This window comes from Fredinandcohnia onubensis, from assembly GCF_002734215.1.
Lineage (GTDB): Bacteria > Bacillota > Bacilli > Bacillales > Bacillaceae_L > Ferdinandcohnia > Ferdinandcohnia onubensis.
In genome coordinates this window covers 238,044-255,913 of record NZ_NSEB01000004.1, presented here as the reverse complement: position 1 = coordinate 255,913, position 17,870 = coordinate 238,044, and the positions used below count along the sequence as shown (strand labels likewise).

General features: G+C 39.9%; 20 protein-coding genes. 7 read left to right on the top strand and 13 right to left on the bottom strand.

Features of this window, described 5'->3' with window-relative positions; all coding sequences use genetic code 11:
• Window positions 1-163 precede the first annotated feature (163 nt).
• Entirely contained in the window at window positions 164-544 is a 381-nt protein-coding gene (locus CKK03_RS04180; RefSeq protein WP_180271146.1) for an SLAP domain-containing protein, read from the top strand.
• A gap of 30 nt (window positions 545-574) precedes the next feature.
• Here the strand turns inward: CKK03_RS04180 and CKK03_RS04175 are convergent, their stop codons facing one another.
• From CKK03_RS04175 to CKK03_RS04145, 7 genes are all read right to left on the bottom strand, one after another.
• Entirely contained in the window at window positions 575-880 is a 306-nt protein-coding gene (locus CKK03_RS04175) for a monooxygenase (protein WP_099361365.1), read from the bottom strand.
• Between the two features lie 14 nt (window positions 881-894).
• Complete coding sequence (locus CKK03_RS04170; RefSeq protein WP_099361364.1) at window positions 895-1,479, bottom strand: NADPH-dependent FMN reductase; 585 nt, start codon at window positions 1,477-1,479, stop codon at window positions 895-897.
• A 201-nt stretch (window positions 1,480-1,680) separates the two neighbouring features.
• On the bottom strand, window positions 1,681-1,911 hold the full coding sequence (locus CKK03_RS04165; protein WP_099361363.1) for a hypothetical protein: 231 nt from the start codon (window positions 1,909-1,911) through the stop codon (window positions 1,681-1,683).
• A complete protein-coding gene (locus CKK03_RS04160) occupies window positions 1,908-2,435 on the bottom strand; it encodes an RNA polymerase sigma factor (RefSeq protein WP_099361362.1) in 528 nt (175 codons plus the stop codon). Before CKK03_RS04160 ends, CKK03_RS04165 begins: the two co-directional genes overlap by 4 nt.
• Window positions 2,422-2,799 carry a hypothetical protein gene (locus CKK03_RS04155; RefSeq protein WP_099361361.1) on the bottom strand — a complete coding sequence of 126 codons (378 nt, stop codon included), beginning with the start codon at window positions 2,797-2,799 and terminating at the stop codon, window positions 2,422-2,424. Before CKK03_RS04155 ends, CKK03_RS04160 begins: the two co-directional genes overlap by 14 nt.
• Window positions 2,800-2,878: 79 nt before the next feature.
• Window positions 2,879-3,415 carry an NADPH-dependent FMN reductase gene (locus CKK03_RS04150; protein ID WP_099361360.1) on the bottom strand — a complete coding sequence of 179 codons (537 nt, stop codon included), beginning with the start codon at window positions 3,413-3,415 and terminating at the stop codon, window positions 2,879-2,881.
• 150 nt (window positions 3,416-3,565) lie between these two features.
• Window positions 3,566-3,871: a hypothetical protein gene (locus tag CKK03_RS04145; RefSeq protein ID WP_180271145.1), complete on the bottom strand. Its 306-nt coding sequence runs from the start codon at window positions 3,869-3,871 to the stop codon at window positions 3,566-3,568.
• A 378-nt stretch (window positions 3,872-4,249) separates the two neighbouring features.
• Between CKK03_RS04145 and CKK03_RS04140 the strand changes: the two genes are divergently transcribed.
• From CKK03_RS04140 to CKK03_RS04130, 3 genes are all read left to right on the top strand, one after another.
• Window positions 4,250-5,311, top strand: a complete 1,062-nt coding sequence (locus CKK03_RS04140; RefSeq protein WP_099361359.1) for a M42 family metallopeptidase — start codon at window positions 4,250-4,252, stop codon at window positions 5,309-5,311.
• A 155-nt stretch (window positions 5,312-5,466) separates the two neighbouring features.
• Window positions 5,467-5,757, top strand: coding sequence for an HNH nuclease-like protein HlpB (gene hlpB / locus CKK03_RS04135; RefSeq protein ID WP_099361358.1), 291 nt, complete (start codon window positions 5,467-5,469; stop codon window positions 5,755-5,757).
• 63 nt (window positions 5,758-5,820) lie between these two features.
• Window positions 5,821-6,132 (top strand): DUF3892 domain-containing protein, encoded by a 312-nt coding sequence (locus CKK03_RS04130; protein ID WP_099361357.1) that lies wholly within the window; start codon window positions 5,821-5,823, stop codon window positions 6,130-6,132.
• 75 nt (window positions 6,133-6,207) lie between these two features.
• On the opposite strand, the gene CKK03_RS04125 is transcribed toward CKK03_RS04130, so the two are convergent.
• Window positions 6,208-7,410 (bottom strand): PDZ domain-containing protein, encoded by a 1,203-nt coding sequence (locus tag CKK03_RS04125; RefSeq protein WP_245864027.1) that lies wholly within the window; start codon window positions 7,408-7,410, stop codon window positions 6,208-6,210.
• A gap of 403 nt (window positions 7,411-7,813) precedes the next feature.
• A complete protein-coding gene (locus tag CKK03_RS04120; RefSeq protein WP_099361355.1) occupies window positions 7,814-9,256 on the bottom strand; it encodes a S41 family peptidase in 1,443 nt (480 codons plus the stop codon).
• Between the two features lie 374 nt (window positions 9,257-9,630).
• Here CKK03_RS04120 and CKK03_RS04115 point away from each other — a divergent pair, with 374 nt between their 5' ends.
• The gene (locus CKK03_RS04115; protein ID WP_245864000.1) at window positions 9,631-10,059 is read left to right on the top strand and encodes a GNAT family N-acetyltransferase; all 429 of its coding nucleotides are present in this window, start codon (window positions 9,631-9,633) and stop codon (window positions 10,057-10,059) included.
• 316 nt (window positions 10,060-10,375) lie between these two features.
• Here the strand turns inward: CKK03_RS04115 and CKK03_RS04110 are convergent, their stop codons facing one another.
• Entirely contained in the window at window positions 10,376-11,998 is a 1,623-nt protein-coding gene (locus CKK03_RS04110; protein ID WP_099361354.1) for a catalase, read from the bottom strand.
• 340 nt (window positions 11,999-12,338) lie between these two features.
• Here CKK03_RS04110 and katA point away from each other — a divergent pair, with 340 nt between their 5' ends.
• Both katA and CKK03_RS04100 read left to right on the top strand, forming a co-directional pair.
• Window positions 12,339-13,799 carry a catalase KatA gene (katA, locus tag CKK03_RS04105; RefSeq protein WP_099361353.1) on the top strand — a complete coding sequence of 487 codons (1,461 nt, stop codon included), beginning with the start codon at window positions 12,339-12,341 and terminating at the stop codon, window positions 13,797-13,799.
• 394 nt (window positions 13,800-14,193) lie between these two features.
• The gene (locus CKK03_RS04100; protein WP_180271144.1) at window positions 14,194-14,535 is read left to right on the top strand and encodes a hypothetical protein; all 342 of its coding nucleotides are present in this window, start codon (window positions 14,194-14,196) and stop codon (window positions 14,533-14,535) included.
• A 43-nt stretch (window positions 14,536-14,578) separates the two neighbouring features.
• Here the strand turns inward: CKK03_RS04100 and ftsX are convergent, their stop codons facing one another.
• From ftsX to CKK03_RS04085, 3 genes are all read right to left on the bottom strand, one after another.
• A complete protein-coding gene (ftsX, locus tag CKK03_RS04095; RefSeq protein ID WP_099361352.1) occupies window positions 14,579-15,472 on the bottom strand; it encodes a permease-like cell division protein FtsX in 894 nt (297 codons plus the stop codon).
• Window positions 15,462-16,148, bottom strand: coding sequence for a cell division ATP-binding protein FtsE (gene ftsE, locus CKK03_RS04090; protein WP_099361351.1), 687 nt, complete (start codon window positions 16,146-16,148; stop codon window positions 15,462-15,464). Before ftsE ends, ftsX begins: the two co-directional genes overlap by 11 nt.
• Before the next feature lie 294 nt (window positions 16,149-16,442).
• A complete protein-coding gene (locus tag CKK03_RS04085) occupies window positions 16,443-17,423 on the bottom strand; it encodes a nuclease-related domain-containing protein (protein WP_180271143.1) in 981 nt (326 codons plus the stop codon).
• Window positions 17,424-17,870: the final 447 nt, after the last annotated feature.

The following is a 17,870-nucleotide window of genomic DNA, read 5'->3' as shown; positions in this document are numbered from 1 at the left end:
GGACAGAGACTGATGGATATCGGACAAAGATGGATGGATATCGGACAAAGATTCCGGGTTATCGGACAAAAAGTTAAATATATCGGACAAACCATTGCTCATAGTCAATTTCACAAAAGAAATGGCTTGCTCTGCTATAATCAGTAGTAAGAGAGGTGAGATTATGCAAAAACTAGTTTTTGAGGACGCGTGGGATCGTACGATTTCGCAGAAGGATCGAGATATAATTGAACAGCTTTTTCGCGCCGAGATCTCGGAGGAAGGAGTTAGTTTTACTATTGTCCGGATGGCAGTAAACCATAAAAACGAAAGGCTCGTAACAGCAATCGTTCATAATCGAACGGCACAAAATCTTGTATTTGAAAATACACCGCTACAGTTTTGTGACAGGGATACACTTCTAGTTGAGCACGAATTTACCCTGCCCGCTCTTCAGGTCCCGCCTGAAACCAGCATGCCATGGACATTTATTTTTCCGGCTGAGAGTTTTGAGTTACCGAATTCGATCGAACATGCGACACTTAGACATCAAAAAGAGAAGTAGACTCCATTTTAGAATCTACTTCTCTTTTTATTATTTAACTGGACCTTTTGTGATTTCAGTAAGCTTTGAATTGATTGCAAAGATTTTACCGTTTACGCCATTGATGCCAAAGCCACCTAATCGTTTCGTATGCATGTCGAGATATTTTTCAGCGGTTTCTTTTGTCTCGAATAAATAAATCCCACCCGCTTCTTTTGCTTCCGGATTTTCAGTCCAAATTTTCCAAATGAAACCCGGTTCTTCATTAATGCTTTTGGCTAAATCAGAAAACGCTCCAGCCATTTCATCTCCGAATGGTCCATCCATTTTAAAATCTACTTGTAATACGTATGCCATAGCGACTCTCCTTCTTATACAGTTTGTAATTCAGATTCTTTTTGTCTGATTCCTTTTAATGCTGTAGACCATGCGACAACATCGTCTATTGTTTTATGTAAGGAATCCTCGTGGAAAGGTGCTGGATTAAATTTACTCATATCTTGAAAATCAGTAAATAGGCTCATTGCTACGGAAGGTCCAACTGTTGCTACCTTTGGCACTGTTAAAATAAGGCGTAAATCATTTGCCGCTGTAACACCTAAAGTTGAGCCGTAACTTACAATTCCCGCTGCTTTATGATTCCACTCAACGTATAAATAATCAATTGCATCCTTCAACCCAGATGTAATTGCCTTATTATATTCCGGAGTGACAAATATAAATCCATCGAGACTACTAATTTTTTTAGACCATGCATGTGCTTCTGGAGCTTGATAGTCCTGTGACATGATCGCCGGAATAGGCTCATTAAATTTTGGTAGGTTATAGTCTTTAATATCTACTAATTCAAATTCTGCATCCGTTCTTTTATCCGCGATTGACTTCACCCATTCTGCGACTTGTAGATTAACCCTTGAATCTCTTGTGCTACCTGTAAGAATACCAATTTTAATCATGTTTTCTCCTCCTAATTGAAATGTTTTTCGTATCTACATTTAGTTTAGCAAGGGCGAAAACAATTTGGCACCAACAGTAAATTGGATATGTTGTTTATCCAACACTTTTAAGAAAGTGTATAAAAAGTAGAGCAATCGTGGGGCTTATTAGCCCTTGTCCACACACTAGACTGGGACGAGGGACCTGTCCCTGTGTCCCATTCACAGCATAAAGAGGACGAATGTTAAGGGTAATATTAATACAGGCAGCCATGAGATTGATAGAAAGGCGCCTTTTTTGTAGCCTGCTTCTGGAAACGGAATCGAGGCTGGATTAAAGAACCAGTTTGCGATTCGATTTAGTCTTGATTTTTTCATTGGGAAGTCGGGAACCTCAACCGTGAATTGATCGAGTTTCTCTTTTAATTCTTTGTCAAATTGGTCGTTATTCAATCCTCATTCACCTCTAATTCTACTTTTAGTTTTTTTAGTGCACGATGCATCTTTGATTTTACCGTTCCGACTGGGATGTGTAAGATCGTGGAGATTTCTTTTTGTGTGAGATCGTGGTAGTAGGTCAGCAACACAATCGCACGTAAATCTTCCGGGAGCGATTGGATCGCAGTTTGTACGGTTATTTTTTCGTCGGAGTTTTCATGGTGTGGATGACGCTCTGCCAAAAGCGGCAACAAGGTTCGAAATAGACTCTGTCGCCTTAGCCTTGTCATCATCGTGTTATAGGCAATCTGATAGAGATAGGTTTTGAACTGTCCTTTTTCTGGATTAAATTGATGAAATTTACGCTGTAGCTTTTCAAATGTGTCCTGAACAAGGTCGATGCTTAGTTGCTCATTGTTTGTGTACCGATAAATAAACTGGTAAAGAGGGGCTTTGTACATTTTGTAAATGACCTCTAATGCTTCCTTATCCCCTCGTTGAAATTGAAGAATTGCCTCGTCAACGCTACTGTAACTCATCAGACCACCGCTTTTTTATTCCTTTATAGATATATGCCAGCTTTGTAATGAACCACAAAAATGTAATCAAACTGAATACAAACGTCTGATGAATGAAAAATTGGATGAACGGACTATCGATGGTGTCTCCTCGTAAAAGGAAAACCAATAAACCTGTAATACATAAAAATGTATACACAGCCGCAATTGTAATAATTGTATCCCACCTAGACCAATAAAAATAGATGTTTGACTTCGTAAAATCAATATCACCCTTATGATCCCGGACCACCTTTTTATTCATGGAACCAATCACCATCGCAAACAAAGTTCCAAGAATGGCAACCACAACGGAACTCACAACCCACCCTATGATTGTTGTCATTTTTAGCACTCCCTCATTTTCGTTCTTACTTCTTATACTAATGAGGGGATAGAAAGGTTCACTTTTTTTAGCAAAATATCTATTTTTTCATACTTTTTTGGAGAGCGAGCATTTCTTCCGCCAATTTGTGAATACGTTTTGTTAGTCCCTGATTGGTAATTTCATTGTCATCATCGAAATTGTCATTATGTATGAAGACCTGATGAACCGGTACCGTCCCTTTCAAGTAGGATAGAATAGGCTTTAAATGGAATTCCGAGACGAGAAAATGTTTTTCCGTACCACCGGTTGTAATAATTCCCGTCACTTTATTCTTGAAGGAATCGACCGGAAAAAAGTCCAACAGATTTTTTAGGACCCCTGAAATGGACGCCTGATAAATCGGTGAACCAAAAACTAGCATATCTGCCTCTAACATTTTATTGACCACTTTAATTGTATCATCATTGTAATAGCTTAATGGGCTTCCATTCACAAATTCAATCTCAAAATCCTTCAGGTCTAGTAATTCAATTTGAACGTTTAAATCAAGAGACTTAATAGCAGCTAATACTTCATAGACCGCCTTTGATGTTTTTGCTCCAATCAGTGAGCCTGAAATACCAACAACCTTCATTTCGTGAACCTCCTACATTTCATTTATTCCAGTCTTAGCGTTCACTTAAAGATGGTCATTTATGTTTGTTTTTCAGGCGTTAGTTAATCATCAAACCTAAAAAACCACAGTCGTTAGACTGTGGTCGGGGTTGAATAAACTATTTTTTGACTATCTAGGTGTGATACCACCATGGCCATGGCCTGGATAGTACCCCCCATGTCCATGGTGATAGCCGTGACCTGGATAGTATCCTCCATGTCCATGGTGATAGCCATGGCCTGGATAGTATCCTCCATGTCCATGGTGATAACCGTAACCCGGATTATAACCGCCATGACCATGATGATAGCCATAACCTGGGTTATAACCTCCATGACCATGATGATAGCCTTGGCCTGGATTATAACCTACTTGAAAGGGCATATATTGACCAGGGATTGCCCCAGGAATCCCAAACATTTGTCTTTCCATCATATCTCTCCTCCTCGTGTAAGATGCACAATAGTGTATGTGTTTCTATTCGAAGAGGTGTCAAAAAGGCGGTCTTGGCTACTTTGTTCTACAAAAAAGAGCCCACTGGCTCTCTGCGCTTTCTGCGATGTTCGTGATATGGTCAGCCTTAATTTTTTCTATGATTACTTCTTTAGAATAATAACTTTCCAACTTTAAAGGCTCAGTTCTACATTCTATTTTGATAGATACGATATTGCTCACTTTGAGAAGTTTACAGGTGAAAAAATTATGTCAGAAAATTAAAATCACTGTTATAATTAAGAACAATCCTACCTACTAGCTGGGAACTTAAAACAACAAATGATGCACTAGATTACTGACATAAGGGGAGAATATAAAATGGAACAACTAGTAAAAGAGTTAACTGCAATTCATGGTCCATGTGGCTTTGAAGAGGATGTGGCAAAATACATAGCAAGCCGATTAAAGGGGAAAGTGGACCATATGGAGGTTGATGGGGCAGGTAATCTGATTGTCTCTAAAAAGGGCGGCCAAGTGGGGCCAAAGATTATCGTTGCTGCCCATATGGATGAGGTAGGCTTTATCGTAAAAAAAATAGAAGAAAATGGACTTATTCGGTTTGAAAAGCTAGGAGGGCATGACGATCGAATTCTTCTATCACAACGTGTCCAAATAAAAACATCCCAAGGGTTACGCCCAGGAGTTATTGGAACAATTTCGGCTCATATGATGAAATATGATGACCCTAAAAAGGTTCGGCCTCATCAGCGCCTATATATCGATGCAGGTGCTTCCTCTAAAAAAGAGGCTGAGGAATTTGGGATTCGAATTGGAGATCCGATTACGTGGTACCCGCATTTTGATCATTTGTCAGAAACGCGGATTGTTGGTAAAGCTTTCGATGATCGAGCAGGTTGTGCGGTATTAATTCAAGCATTAGAGGAATTGAATAATGATGATTTTTCGGGTGAATTTGTAGGAATCTTTACTGTCCAAGAAGAAGTTGGACTCAGAGGAGCAAGGGTGGCAAGCCATCAACAAAATGCCGATGTTGCCCTTGCACTTGATACAACAGCCGTTAGCGATACGCCAGAAGAAATGATGGATCAAACATTAGCAATTGGGAATGGTACAGGAATTAAAGTACTAGATTTCAGCTTAATAGCAAACAAAAAGGTTCGTGATCACTTAATTGAACTAGCGGATGCTAGTAAGATACCTTACCAGTTAGAAGTTTTCCCTGGAATTGGAACAGATGCAGGAGAATTAAGCCTTGCTCACCAGGGCATTCCTACGGGTGTTCTATCCATACCTTCAAGATATGCACATTCTTCAATCGAAGTAATTGACTTGAATGACCTTGAAGCAACAAAGGATCTATTAGTTGCTTTAGTGAAAGGTATGAGATATTCAAACTCTTATAAATTTACGATTGAATAAAGAAATACCTTTAAAGCCGTAAACTATTTTTACGGTTTTTTTCTTTTCTAAAAAACGATTTTGTTTTAATGAGGACTAGAAAACCGAATAATTCCTTTTAAAGAGTAGATAGTAAAAAATGAACGACATTAGGTACGATCAATGGAGGTAGGATTGTGGGTAGCTGTGAGCTCTGTGGACGTAGTGAGGTTGAAACAACGATTCACCATCTACTCCCTAAAGAGATGGGAGGTACCTTTAGTGATACGGCAAACCTGTGTATCCCATGTCATAAACAAATTCATGCATTATATACAAATAAAGAGATAGCTACTCGGTTAACTACATTACGTGAACTAAGAGAAGACGAAATGCTATCACGATTTATTAAATGGATACGGAAGCAACCTCCTACCAAAATTATGATAAATAGAAAGTCGAATGTTCGAAAAATGAAAAAGAAGTAGCTTGTTACATAGAAATGAATCCACTGAACATACTAAACGTACATATGTTTGGGAGGGATTGTAGTGGACACAAAAGATTTTAATCAAATATATCAGGACTACAAGCAACAAAGTGAAGAACAGGCTCGTATAGAAGCTGGAGAAACTGATCCTACAAAAGAAAAGATCGTAGCAGTTCGTAAAAACGATGATGGTGACCTGATTGCTTTTAAGACAGAGAGTGGCAGGGAATTGGATTATATAACCGCTCTAAACGAGGCAAAAGCCGGCATGCTTGACCATGTAGATGTATTCCATAAATATGGTAGGGATATTCTACGCAGTGAACCAGATGGTGTTAAAGAAAACAACTTAGACAATCTTCCTGATTTTTAATTGCTGTAGAACAATTAGGAAATTGCAAAAAAGGAATCCCAATAGATTGGATTCCTTTTTAGATAAATTTTACACTTACACCGCTTTATGCTTCCATCCTTTGCCCTCTTCAACAAAAAGGATTCCTAACTCGTGGTGTTCGCCTTCATAAAGGGCACGTTGTACGTATCTGACCTCACCGTGAATATCTAACACATCAACCTTACATAAGGCGCGATTTTTTTGAAGAGCCATGTAAAATTCCTGAACGGTTTTTACGTGTATGCCGTTCACCTTTGAAATGGTCTCACCAATTTTAATCTGCATTTTGTCAGCTGGCGATTGTGGGATGATCCCCAAAACGAGTAGGCCATGATTTCGTTGTGAAAAGATGGATTGTCTCGCTTCATCGGTAAAATAGTGTTGCAGGTAGATGAGTTCCCGACCTGCTAGTGCGAAACAGGCTGCAATAATGGCTGCAACTGGGTACCAAATGCTCGCCAACGCTAACCCTGTGATTACGGCCCCTAGAATGACCACGCGTTTTCCGACAACGGGGATACTCTGGGTTGGAAGCATACTTTTTACTTTATGATAAAATCCAATTCCAAACGGTACTAAAATGAGTGAGTAGGCTTGTCCAGAAACATTGAACACTGGCCACCATTCATAGTGAGTAGTGAGTTCCTCACCTGGAATAAGTAAGAATACGGGTGCAAGCCATAGTCTTTGTGAAATATGGGCGCCGACCGGAAGTCCACGTTTACTTTTTAAAAGATCGGGTGATGTGCCAATATGACCTTTTTTCAGTATCAATATTCCTTCTGCAAGTATGAGGGCGCCAAGTAAAATCGCAATCGCCGCAAGACTTGTATTGCCCATATCGTCTAGTAATCTCGCAATCAATTTATTCTCAACCGATAGATTTGATAATAAAATAATTCCAAAAAACGATACCCCTAAAATATAGGCTGGAGATAGTAGACGTGTATTAATCGGTAGGCTGAGTAGTAAGGTGACAATTGCAATTACCACTATGCTACCAAGTGGAATGACGACACCGGCTGCAATCGTTACAACTGATATAAGCAGACCCGCAAGCCAACCGCCCGGAAGTAGTGATCTCAGGTCATAAAAACCATCTTCTACTCTTATATGGAAAGCGCGTCGCTCACGTTTAACGCGGAAATAGCCTAAAAGTACACAATATCCTGCAAAATAATAAAACATTGGATTTAGGAAAAAGCGTCCAATCCCCTTTGCAAATTCAAGTAACCATGCTTCAATCAATGTTTTCACCACCTATGGATATGACTTAATATGTAAAAATTTTCGTTCGATTTCCTAACTTTTATTGTACCAAATACTTGACTTAAAGAATACGGTGATTTTTTTGGAAAAAGGTCTGATTGCTCCAGGGTTAGGCATATTACTGGTTGTGGTCTATAAATTGGCTTTGTCCGATATAAGGTGATTTATGTCCGATATCTTGAAAGCTGTGTCCGATAAACCCGCAACTTTGTCCGATATCCGGCTGACTCTGTCCGATAAAATCAATTTTTTGTCCGATATTGTAGTTCCCAGGCCTTTGAATTAGGATCCGGAAATATTGCCATGGTCAAAATTGGGACCACCAGAATCGTCCCCATGGTTCCCCTAATATAAAAAACACCTCTCCGACTGGGAGAGGTGCACGTAATTCTTATTTAAACATTACTTCCATTGCTTTTTTGAGTTGTAGGTCGTTCTTTGGATCTCGGATGGACTCGATCACTTTTGCCTCGATTGCACCGGCTGTTTTTTCATTAATTGTACCGGTTGCTTCTATATCATTTGCTTGTTGGAATGCTTTTACAGCGATGACGGTTTCTCCACTGAAGTAGCCGTCCTCACGTCCTGGGTCGAATCCTAATCCCTTTAGCATGATTTGAGCGTTTTTGATTTTTTCATTGTTCATGTTTTGTGTAAGCTCTTTTTCAAACTGAATTGGGTTTGCATAGAAGTATTCAGGTTGTTTTGCCTCCACTGTTGGCTCAATTCCTTTCATGTGAATCCAGTTGCCATCTGGTGTTAACCATTTGAACATCGTTAACTTCAGGTTACTGCCGTCGCCCATGTCGCGCGCCTGCTGAACAGTTCCTTTACCAAATGTTTTTTCACCGACAATGTCATAGCCACCTGCTTCTTTTAAGGCACCTGCTAAAATCTCAGATGCGGAAGCACTACCTTGGTTTGTCAGCACGACAATTGGGTATTCCTTTTGTTTTTCAAGAGTGGAGAAGAAGCGCTGCTTTTCGCCGTCTCTGTTTTCGATTTGGACATATGGCTTATCCTTTGTTACAAGCTGTTTTAAAATTTCTTCTACACTTTCCAAAAGTCCACCAGGATTGCCACGAACATCGATGACCAGACCCTCGATGCCCTTATCCTCTAGCTCATTCAGACCGACAATAAAATCCTCTGCTGTATCATTTGCAAATGATGTGATTTCTATATATCCAAGCTTTTTATTATCATATTCCTTCAAGTCTGTGTAGACTGTTTCAATCGGAATGGTATCGCGGGTTACTTTTACATTCATAAGATCGGATACTCCTGGTCTCATGACTTCTAGGGTAACAACTGTTCCTTTTTCACCGCGGATTTTTAAAACAGCTTCATAAAGATCAAGGCCTTCGATGCTTTCGCCGTCAATTTTGATGATTTGGTCATTTGGCTTAAGACCTGATTTTTCAGCCGGTGAATCCTTGAATGGAGCGACAATTGTGACCTTGCCTTCCATCATACTCACCTCTGCACCAATTCCTTCAAACGATGATTCCAGCGACTCATTGAACTGGGCAGCTGTTTCTTCATCCATATATGCGGAATACGGGTCATCAAGTGTGCTAACCATCCCCTGAATGGCACCCTCAATTAATTTTTTTTCATCCACCTTTTCAACATAATTAGATAAAATCATGTTGTATGCTTGACCAATTTTAGATAGATCGTTTTCGTTATCCTTCGAATTGTCATTGTTTTGGCTTGGTTGCTGAACGAGTGGTTGTTCATTGTTATCAAGTAACTGAACCACTAAAAACGTGACACTCGCTCCTAATAGTAAGGATAGTACCATGTATAATGCGACAACTTTACGACTCACCTGTTTGTTCCTCCTCCGTTACGAATACAAATGCATACCGTTAATTTTTGTAGCTTTTATGTTCTTATTCATCCCTTACTCAAGATTGATAGTCGAAAAGTCATGTTTGATATTTCACCTGGCCCTTTTTGACTATCCGGTTAGAGTTGCAGGAAAAGGCACCACACCTGCGTTAGTGCGATGCCTTTGTATAAAAATATGTAATGCTTGTACACTTTATGACAAAAATGAGGCCACGCCTCAACGTGTAATTGGTAAAAATTTTCGTTCCTTTACCATTATAAAAGTTTTATTAGAATGAAGTAAAGAAAAATGTAGTCAGTTAAGGGGTAGTGCAGTAAGATAGAAGAAATCTTTTTTGAGGAGTGGTTGTGGTGGCATATGAAATTCGCGAATTGAAAACGTCTGAGGAATGGAAGTTAGCGTTTCCTGTTATGAAGCAATTACGGACACATCTGAACCTCGAGGAGTTCGTGGCATTGGTGACGGACATGCAGCCAGGGGGGTATAGAATGTTTGCTTTAATTGATAATGGGAAGGTTGCAGCGGTTACTGGTGTCGCGCAACAGCTCAATCTTTATTACAGAAATCACATGTATGTCTATGATTTGGTGACAGACGAGGCCGGGCGTTCAAAAGGTTACGGCGAAACACTACTTTCTTATATTCATGAACTTGGTCGTGAATTGGGCTGCGAGCTGGTTGCATTGTCGTCTGGACTGCAGCGTGTGGATGCGCACCGTTTTTATGAGGAGAAGATGGGGTATGAGCGGAAGAGTTATGCGTTTGTGAAGGAACTGTAGTCGGGGCTCGGTTGCGTTTTTCGGGCTAAAAAACAGTTCGTTTTCGCTATCGTCCATAATTTTTTTCTATCGGCCGTAATTTCATTTTATTAGCCGTATTTTTGGGCTATCAGCCGTATTTTATTTTTATTAGCCATAAGGTGTAGTTCTCCGTAAATAACAAAGCATCGATCCCTGAAGGACCGATGCTTTTATTATCGAATACGCCTTGGCGTATTTGCGCCCAGATTTTTTCGAGTTAGCTCGAAAACTTTCCATTGAAAATCTGCGGCATCCGCAGGAGGCTTAACTTTATTCAGCGCCTTCCTGAATAAAGTTAATACCCGTCTGATTCTTGGCCCATGTTTTTAGACTTTTCTACAGCCTCATTCGCTGCAGCGGAGCTATTGTCTGTTGTATCCATTGCTTTTGCGAGGCCTTCTCTTACACGTCTGCCGTAGTCCTCGTCGGAGTTGGTGAAGTACTCCAGCATTTTGTTTTGGATTTCTGGTCGGCAAACTTTTAAGTTATCGACCAAATTGCTGATGAGTTCATCCCTCTCTGCGTCCGAAAAGGCTCTATACGTTTCACCGGCTTGTCCGAAGTCATTAGGGCGGTCAATTTTTTCACGAACTAGTTTGTCATTATAATGAGGCTCATGAATCTTGCCCTCCTGTTTTGCTTCCTTCAAGCCGCCAATCGTGGATGGTTCATAATTGACATGAGGATTACCGCTCGGTGGTACGTCCACATGGTAAGACATTTGACCACCACGCTGATTGGTTGCAACCCGTTTTTTTGGCGCATTAATTGGCAGTTGCAGATAGTTCGTACCTACACGATGTCGCTGCGTATCTGAGTAAGAGAACGTTCTCCCTTGAAGCATTTTATCATCTGAAAAATCAAGTCCATCCACCAATACCCCTGTACCAAACGCGGCTTGCTCGACCTCGTTAAAATAATTCTCAGGATTCTTGTTTAGCACCATTTTTCCAACCTTTAAAAATGGGAACTTATCTGTTGGCCAGAGTTTTGTATCATCGAGTGGATCAAAATCAAGCTCAGAGTGGTAATCGTCAGTCATGATCTGCACACAAAACTCCCACTCTGGGTAATCTCCACGCTCGATGGCTTCATATAAGTCCTGAGTAGCATGGCTAACATTTGTCGCTTGGATTTCATTTGCTTCTTTTTGGGTTAAGTTTTTAATACCTTGCTTCAGTGGCTCCCAGTGATATTTCACTAAGACGGCCTCGCCATCCTGATTTACCCATTTGTATGTATTCACTCCAGAACCTTGCATTTGGCGGTAGTTTGCCGGAATTCCCCATGGTGAAAACAGGAAGGTTATCATATGTGTGGCTTCAGGAGTTTTCGATAAAAAATCAAACATTCTTTCAGGGTTCGAGAGATTTGAAACCGGGTCCGGTTTAAAGGAATGAATCATATCAGGAAACTTCATCGCATCTCGGATAAAAAAGATTTTTAAATTGTTTCCGACTAAATCCCAGTTTCCATCCTCCGTATAAAATTTAACGGCAAAACCGCGGGGATCTCTTGCCGTTTCTGGAGACTCCATTGCCCCTGCGACCGTTGAGAAACGTACGAAAACTGGAGTCCTTTTACCTGCTTCTTGGAACAATTTCGCGCGAGTGTACTTAGAAATCGGTTCGTCGCCAACTTTTCCGTATGCCTCAAAATAACCATGTGCACCTGCACCTCTGGCATGAACCACACGTTCCGGAACGCGCTCACGGTCAAAATGGGACATTTTTTCAATAAAGTCGTAATTCTCTAGAGTCGAAGGACCTCGGTTCCCAACTGTTCGGATATTTTGATTATCTGTAACTGGATGGCCCTGCCTGTTTGTTAATGAATCAGCCGACTCACCCGTTCCTAGACGATTATCCTGTGGTCCGCCTACCCCTTCCACACTTCCATGTTGATTTTCGTCGTTCATGTTACACTTCCTCTCTTAAACGGAAATTCATTGTCATTATTTCCCTTACATGATTTTCTATGTACACAAAAGGCCACATTCCATCTTAATTCTAATTCTCAATTAGGTAATAAAAACTGAATATAAATGAAAATCAACAGAGTAAAGATTCACGAAGAATAATTTGTAATATAGTTTATTTTTAGGAGTTACGAGAGATATAACGCTCATATCATCATATTTAAGTACTAAATCTAAGATGCCATTTGGACCTACTTTATAATAATTATAAAAAAGTATTGATTTTTTTTATAGGTGTTATTATAATATACATATTAAAAATTAATACGAGGTGATCAGTTTGACATACAATAAACTCACAACTAGTTGGGGTTCTCCAGTTGGGGACAACCAAAACTCAATCACAGCTGGTTCTAGAGGACCGGTACTAATCCAGGACGTGCACCTCCTTGAAAAATTAGCACATTTCAATAGAGAACGTGTACCTGAACGTGTTGTTCACGCGAAAGGTAGCGGTGCGCACGGTTATTTTGAAGTAACAAATGATGTATCTAAATATACGAAAGCTAAACTTTTCAACGGGGTTGGCAAACAAACTCCTCTATTTATCCGTTTTTCAACGGTTGCTGGGGAAAATGGATCTGCTGACACAGCTCGTGACCCACGTGGTTTCGCGGTTAAATTTTATACAGAAGAAGGAAACTACGACATCGTCGGAAACAACACACCGATTTTCTTTATCCGCGATGCGATTAAGTTTCCTGATTTTATCCATACACAAAAGCGTCATCCACAAACACACTTGAAGAACCTTACTGCTGTATGGGATTTTTGGTCTCATTCACCTGAATCTCTTCACCAAGTTACTTGGTTAATGGGTGATCGTGGTATTCCTGCGACATGGCGTCACATGCATGGTTACGGAAGCCATACGTTCAAATGGACAAACGCTGAAGGTGAAGGCGTTTGGATTAAGTACCACTTCCGTACAGAGCAAGGCGTTAAGTGCCTAACAAATGAAGTAGCGACAAAGCTTGCTGGAGATAATCCAGATTATCATACGGAAGATCTGTTCAATGCAATTGAAAAAGGTGACTTCCCTGCTTGGATGCTATATGTACAAATCATGCCGTTGGAGGATGCGAATACATATCGCTTCGATCCATTCGATGTCACAAAAGTATGGTCACAAAAAGACTATCCATTAATTGAAGTGGGCCGCATGGTATTAGACCGCAACCCTGAGAACTATTTTGCAGAAGTTGAACAAGCAACATTCTCACCTGGAACGTTAGTACCTGGTGTTGATGTATCACCTGACAAAATGCTTCAAGGTCGTCTATTTGCCTACCATGATGCACATCGTTACCGTGTTGGAGCAAACCACCAAGCCTTACCAATCAACCGTGCAAGAGTTGATGTGAATAACTATCAACGCGATGGTCAAATGCGCTTTGATAACAATGGTGGTAGTTCCGTATATTACGAGCCTAATAGTTTTAGCGGTCCAAAAGAAACACCAGAAGCGAAGCAGCATGCATTCGCTGTTGAAGGAATTGCAGACAGTGTAGCTTATGATCATAACGATCATTACACACAAGCTGGTGACCTTTACCGCTTAATGAGTGAAGCGGAACGCACTCGTCTTGTTGACACAATTGTGGCCTCAATGAAGCCTGTTGAATTAGAAGAAATCAAACTTCGTCAAATTAGCCACTTCTACAAGGCAGACCCTGAATACGGAACACGTATCGCAGAAGGCCTTGGCTTAGCGGTTCCTGGCGAAGTAGTAGCGAAGTAACAAGCAAAGAACATTTCATTTTATTCTCACATACGATAGGTATCCGCTTGCTGTGGATACCTATTCTATTCCCGCAATCAACCCCAAATTAAAAATTACTCACACCAGATGGAAGTGTATGGACTGTATATAATTTTTTAAAAAAAGAGGTGACTTTTAAATGCCAAAAACAATCTGTCCAATATGTAAAACGGAAATCAAAATCCTCAAACACAGCACAAGCTGCGCGTGTGGGATGAAATTAAAGAAAAATAAAACCCGTTATGCAAGTTAAGCTCGACTTCGTGGTCGAGCTTTTTTCTTTTGTAAATAACAGGTTCCTAACATTCCTCTAAAAAATTCGTAACGAAACAATAATTGGGTGAATATCCTAATGGTGCAAAGGAGGGATCATATGCACTACAATCCATACGGCATGCAAATGCCACAACACGGGCAGGACATCAAAGGCACATGCCACAAACTGCAAAATTACTATGTCATCGGACAAATGAACGATGGTTCTCAAATGGAAGGAATCATCGAGGACATGGATGATGACGGTGTAACGATGCTGGTACCTGAAGAAGTGGAAGATACAGAAATGGATCGCCAATTTGGTGGTTATGGAGGATTCGGAGGATACGGTGGCTATGGTGGTTATGGACGCAGACGTTTCCGTCGTTTCCGTCGTCGTCGTTTCCCATATAACGTTTTCGTATTTCCATTCTTCTACCCTTTCCCATTCTACTATTAAATCTATGCACGAAAAAGCGCACCTTTATAGATGCGCTTTTTTCTTATACTTTTAGGAATTTACGGACAGACATTAAGCTTCCCCAAACTCCAATGAATGCACCAATTAGCAGCAAGAGTGCCGTTACTTGGAATGCAAATGGACTAAATGGCAATAGCTCTAGGAATGTACCGTTTAATTGTGGTTGAATCAAATCATATATGAAATTATAGAATCCTAGGATAATTCCAATTGGAATCAACGAGCCAAGAATTCCAAGGAATAATCCTTCTAGGAAAAATGGCCAACGAATAAACCAGTTTGTTGCTCCTACTAACTTCATAATCTCAATTTCTCTTCTTCTCGCAAAGATTGTGATTTTAATTGTATTTGAAATTAAGAACATCGCTGTGAAAAGGAGACCGATGATCAGCCCGATTCCAATGTTTCGTGAAACACCGACTGTACTGAAAATCTTTTCAACTTTTCCTTTTCCATAGTTCACACTGTATACATACTCCATTTTTTCAACTTTATCAGCAACCGCCATGATCTCTTGAGGTTTTTTCGTTTCCACGACAAACACATCATGAAGTGGGTTACTTTGTTCGTATAAAGCAAAAACTTTTCCATCTTCTCCAAAGCTATCAATCATTTTTTCTAACTCTTGATCCTTTGAGGAGAAAGTGACAGATGCAACCTCAGGAATTTTTACAATTTCTGCTTTCAAGGCTTCCTGCTGTTCTTTTGTTGAAGTTAAGTCCGTGTGAACACTGATACGAACATCTTTTTCAAGTGATGTCGCCATGCTGTTCAGATTCATCATGATGACTAAGAATACACCTACTAGGAGTAGTGTAACAGTAACGGCACTGACAGATGCGAATGTCATCCATCCGTTTCGCCCTAAGTTTTTTGTACTTTCACGTAAATGACGGCGGAGTGTGTTAAGCTTCATAGCCGTAATCACCCCTTACCTCGTCACGCGCAATTTTTCCACCTTCTATGGCAATTACACGTCTTTTAATCGTATTAACAATTTCACGGTTATGAGTCGCCATCACAATGGTCGTCCCACGGAAATTGATTTCTTCAAAAATGTTCATAATTTCCCAAGATGTCTCAGGGTCAAGGTTACCCGTAGGCTCGTCCGCAATAAGTGCACCTGGAGAATTGACGATCGAGCGCGCAATCGACACACGCTGCTGTTCCCCACCGGATAGCTCATCTGGCAAAAATCGTGCTTTGTGTTTAAGACGAACAAGGTCAAGCACGTCCATTACACGTTTTTTGATATTCTTCGGATTTTCTTCAATAACTTCAAGCGCGAACGCCACGTTTTCATACACCGATAGGCGTGGTAACAGCTTGAAATCCTGGAACACGACGCCGATATTTCTACGTAAAAGGGGAACCTTTTTCTCTTTTAATTTAGCAAGATCAATTCCATTTATGATGATTGAACCTTTTGTCGGTTTCTCTTCACGATACATCATTTTTATGAACGTTGACTTCCCCGCACCACTCGGACCAACGACATACACGAACTCACCTTGATCGATTTTTACATTTATTCCATTAACGGCCATAACACCATTCGGATACTTTTTAAAAACGTCCTTCATTTCTATCATTAAGAATCACCTATCATCGTTTTTTTATCCCTCGTTAACCGGAAGTAAGAACCCCACCGTTCTCAGTGGGGAATTCTATTATTTATGTTTAGTAATCTATTTATATTTAAATGTAAGCGCTTATGTCCCTATAGACATACTTATGCTCCTATTGAACTATGCAACTTGAAATTATAAGCCAAAATGAGGATAATTTCATTACTTTTTTCATTATAACATCATTTTTCGTCAAAATACGACTCAATTTTATTACATTTTCATTTCATGGCAGTTAATGATTGATGGGGATAGGATTTAGCTAGTGGTGTGTAAATTTTGGAATTGGGGCAAACGGTACATTCTTCCTTTTTTCTCTCCTGTATACTCGAGATTCATAGATTTTAACAATCGAAATATTAATTTACTTGAAGGGATTTGTAAAAAATCTCGGATTTCCTCGTTCGTAAACGTTGGTTTTATGAGTAAGGTATAATCCTTGAGTGCTTGTATATATGCATCTTGGGATTTCGCACAACAATTATCACAATACCAATATCCTCTTTTTCTTTCAATCGGAAGAGCGGAACATTTCGAACAATGAACCCCTTTTAGAATTTCAGTTTGGGAAATAAAAAACTGTACCAGTGGGTCAGGTTTTTTAGGGGTATGATGTTTTTCAATGGCCCCCGCTATTTTCTTCATTTCCTTCATCGTCAACGTTTCTTTCGTATGTCTATTTTGAAATTTTTCAAATGTAAATGGGAGATTTGCATTGTGCATTACTTTTGTGAAAATACTTGGTCTTGACGCTTTTATAATTGTTTTTGGGTCACTGATGATGACTAAATGTTCGATGGGCAAAAGTGGTAACTTCCGTTGGGTGAGCCAGTTTTTGAATTGGCGGGAATGTCGGAGCGCTTGTAAAATTGGATTGGGCATTCCTTCTTCTTCATTGTTCAAGGTTCGAATCATTTGATTAGATTCATCTTCAAAATAAAGGGTTCCTGCTATATTTTTGACTTCTAGGATTAGAAAAAAATAAGGGGTAATCATGAGAGTGTCGATTTGGAAAAAGCTTTTGCCGTCTGTGAGCCTAATATCGTGCAAAATGAGGAATTCGGGTGTGTCGATGAGGTCCAAATAATAATTTAACGAAAGTTCTCCTCGGTATCCCTTCTTTCTTTTAGCTAATTCTGCTTGAATTTGTGGTATTTTTGGATGGTCTGGCTGCAATCTCCGCAAAAGTGCTTCAAGGATTAAAATTTCAATTGGTACTGTACGTTTTTTTCTTATCAAATACATCTACTCCTTTCACTTTTACTGGGAATTCGACATTATTTTCGGCTTTCCTGCAAATTTTTTTAAAATATTTTACTTGATGGAGAAAGTTTTAGATATCGGACAAAGTTTTGATTATATCGGACATTGCCGCTGGGATATCGGACATTAATCCAGCTTTATCGGACTCAACTCTGAATATATCGGACATTCACCACTGTTTATCGGACATAACCCTAGTTTTAGTCATTTTAAAAGCCTTCCGGTTCACCCGGAAGGCATACTATCTAATCATTTTTTTGGATATCGGACAAAATTTTGATTATTTCGGACATTGTTGCCGGGATATCAGACATTGATCCAGTTTTATCGGACTCAACTCTGAATTTATCGGACATTCACCACTTTTTATCGGACACAACCTATTTTCGTCCATTTTAAAAGCCTTCCGGTTCACCCGGAAGG

What these genes read in the sequence shown, in the direction of transcription:
- CKK03_RS04170 (WP_099361364.1), bottom strand. Translation starts at nt 1,479, where the DNA reads ATGATTAAAATTGGTATTCTTACAGGTAGCACAAGAGATTCAAGGGTT.
- CKK03_RS04150 (WP_099361360.1), bottom strand. Translation starts at nt 3,415, where the DNA reads ATGAAGGTTGTTGGTATTTCAGGCTCACTGATTGGAGCAAAAACATCA.
- CKK03_RS04100 (WP_180271144.1), top strand. Translation starts at nt 14,194, where the DNA reads ATGCACTACAATCCATACGGCATGCAAATGCCACAACACGGGCAGGAC.
- ftsE (WP_099361351.1), bottom strand. Translation starts at nt 16,148, where the DNA reads ATGATAGAAATGAAGGACGTTTTTAAAAAGTATCCGAATGGTGTTATG.
- CKK03_RS04110 (WP_099361354.1), bottom strand. Translation starts at nt 11,998, where the DNA reads ATGAACGACGAAAATCAACATGGAAGTGTGGAAGGGGTAGGCGGACCA.
- CKK03_RS04155 (WP_099361361.1), bottom strand. Translation starts at nt 2,799, where the DNA reads ATGACAACAATCATAGGGTGGGTTGTGAGTTCCGTTGTGGTTGCCATT.
- ftsX (WP_099361352.1), bottom strand. Translation starts at nt 15,472, where the DNA reads ATGAAGCTTAACACACTCCGCCGTCATTTACGTGAAAGTACAAAAAAC.
- CKK03_RS04180 (WP_180271146.1), top strand. Translation starts at nt 164, where the DNA reads ATGCAAAAACTAGTTTTTGAGGACGCGTGGGATCGTACGATTTCGCAG.
- CKK03_RS04140 (WP_099361359.1), top strand. Translation starts at nt 4,250, where the DNA reads ATGGAACAACTAGTAAAAGAGTTAACTGCAATTCATGGTCCATGTGGC.
- CKK03_RS04175 (WP_099361365.1), bottom strand. Translation starts at nt 880, where the DNA reads ATGGCATACGTATTACAAGTAGATTTTAAAATGGATGGACCATTCGGA.
- CKK03_RS04145 (WP_180271145.1), bottom strand. Translation starts at nt 3,871, where the DNA reads ATGATGGAAAGACAAATGTTTGGGATTCCTGGGGCAATCCCTGGTCAA.
- CKK03_RS04160 (WP_099361362.1), bottom strand. Translation starts at nt 2,435, where the DNA reads ATGAGTTACAGTAGCGTTGACGAGGCAATTCTTCAATTTCAACGAGGG.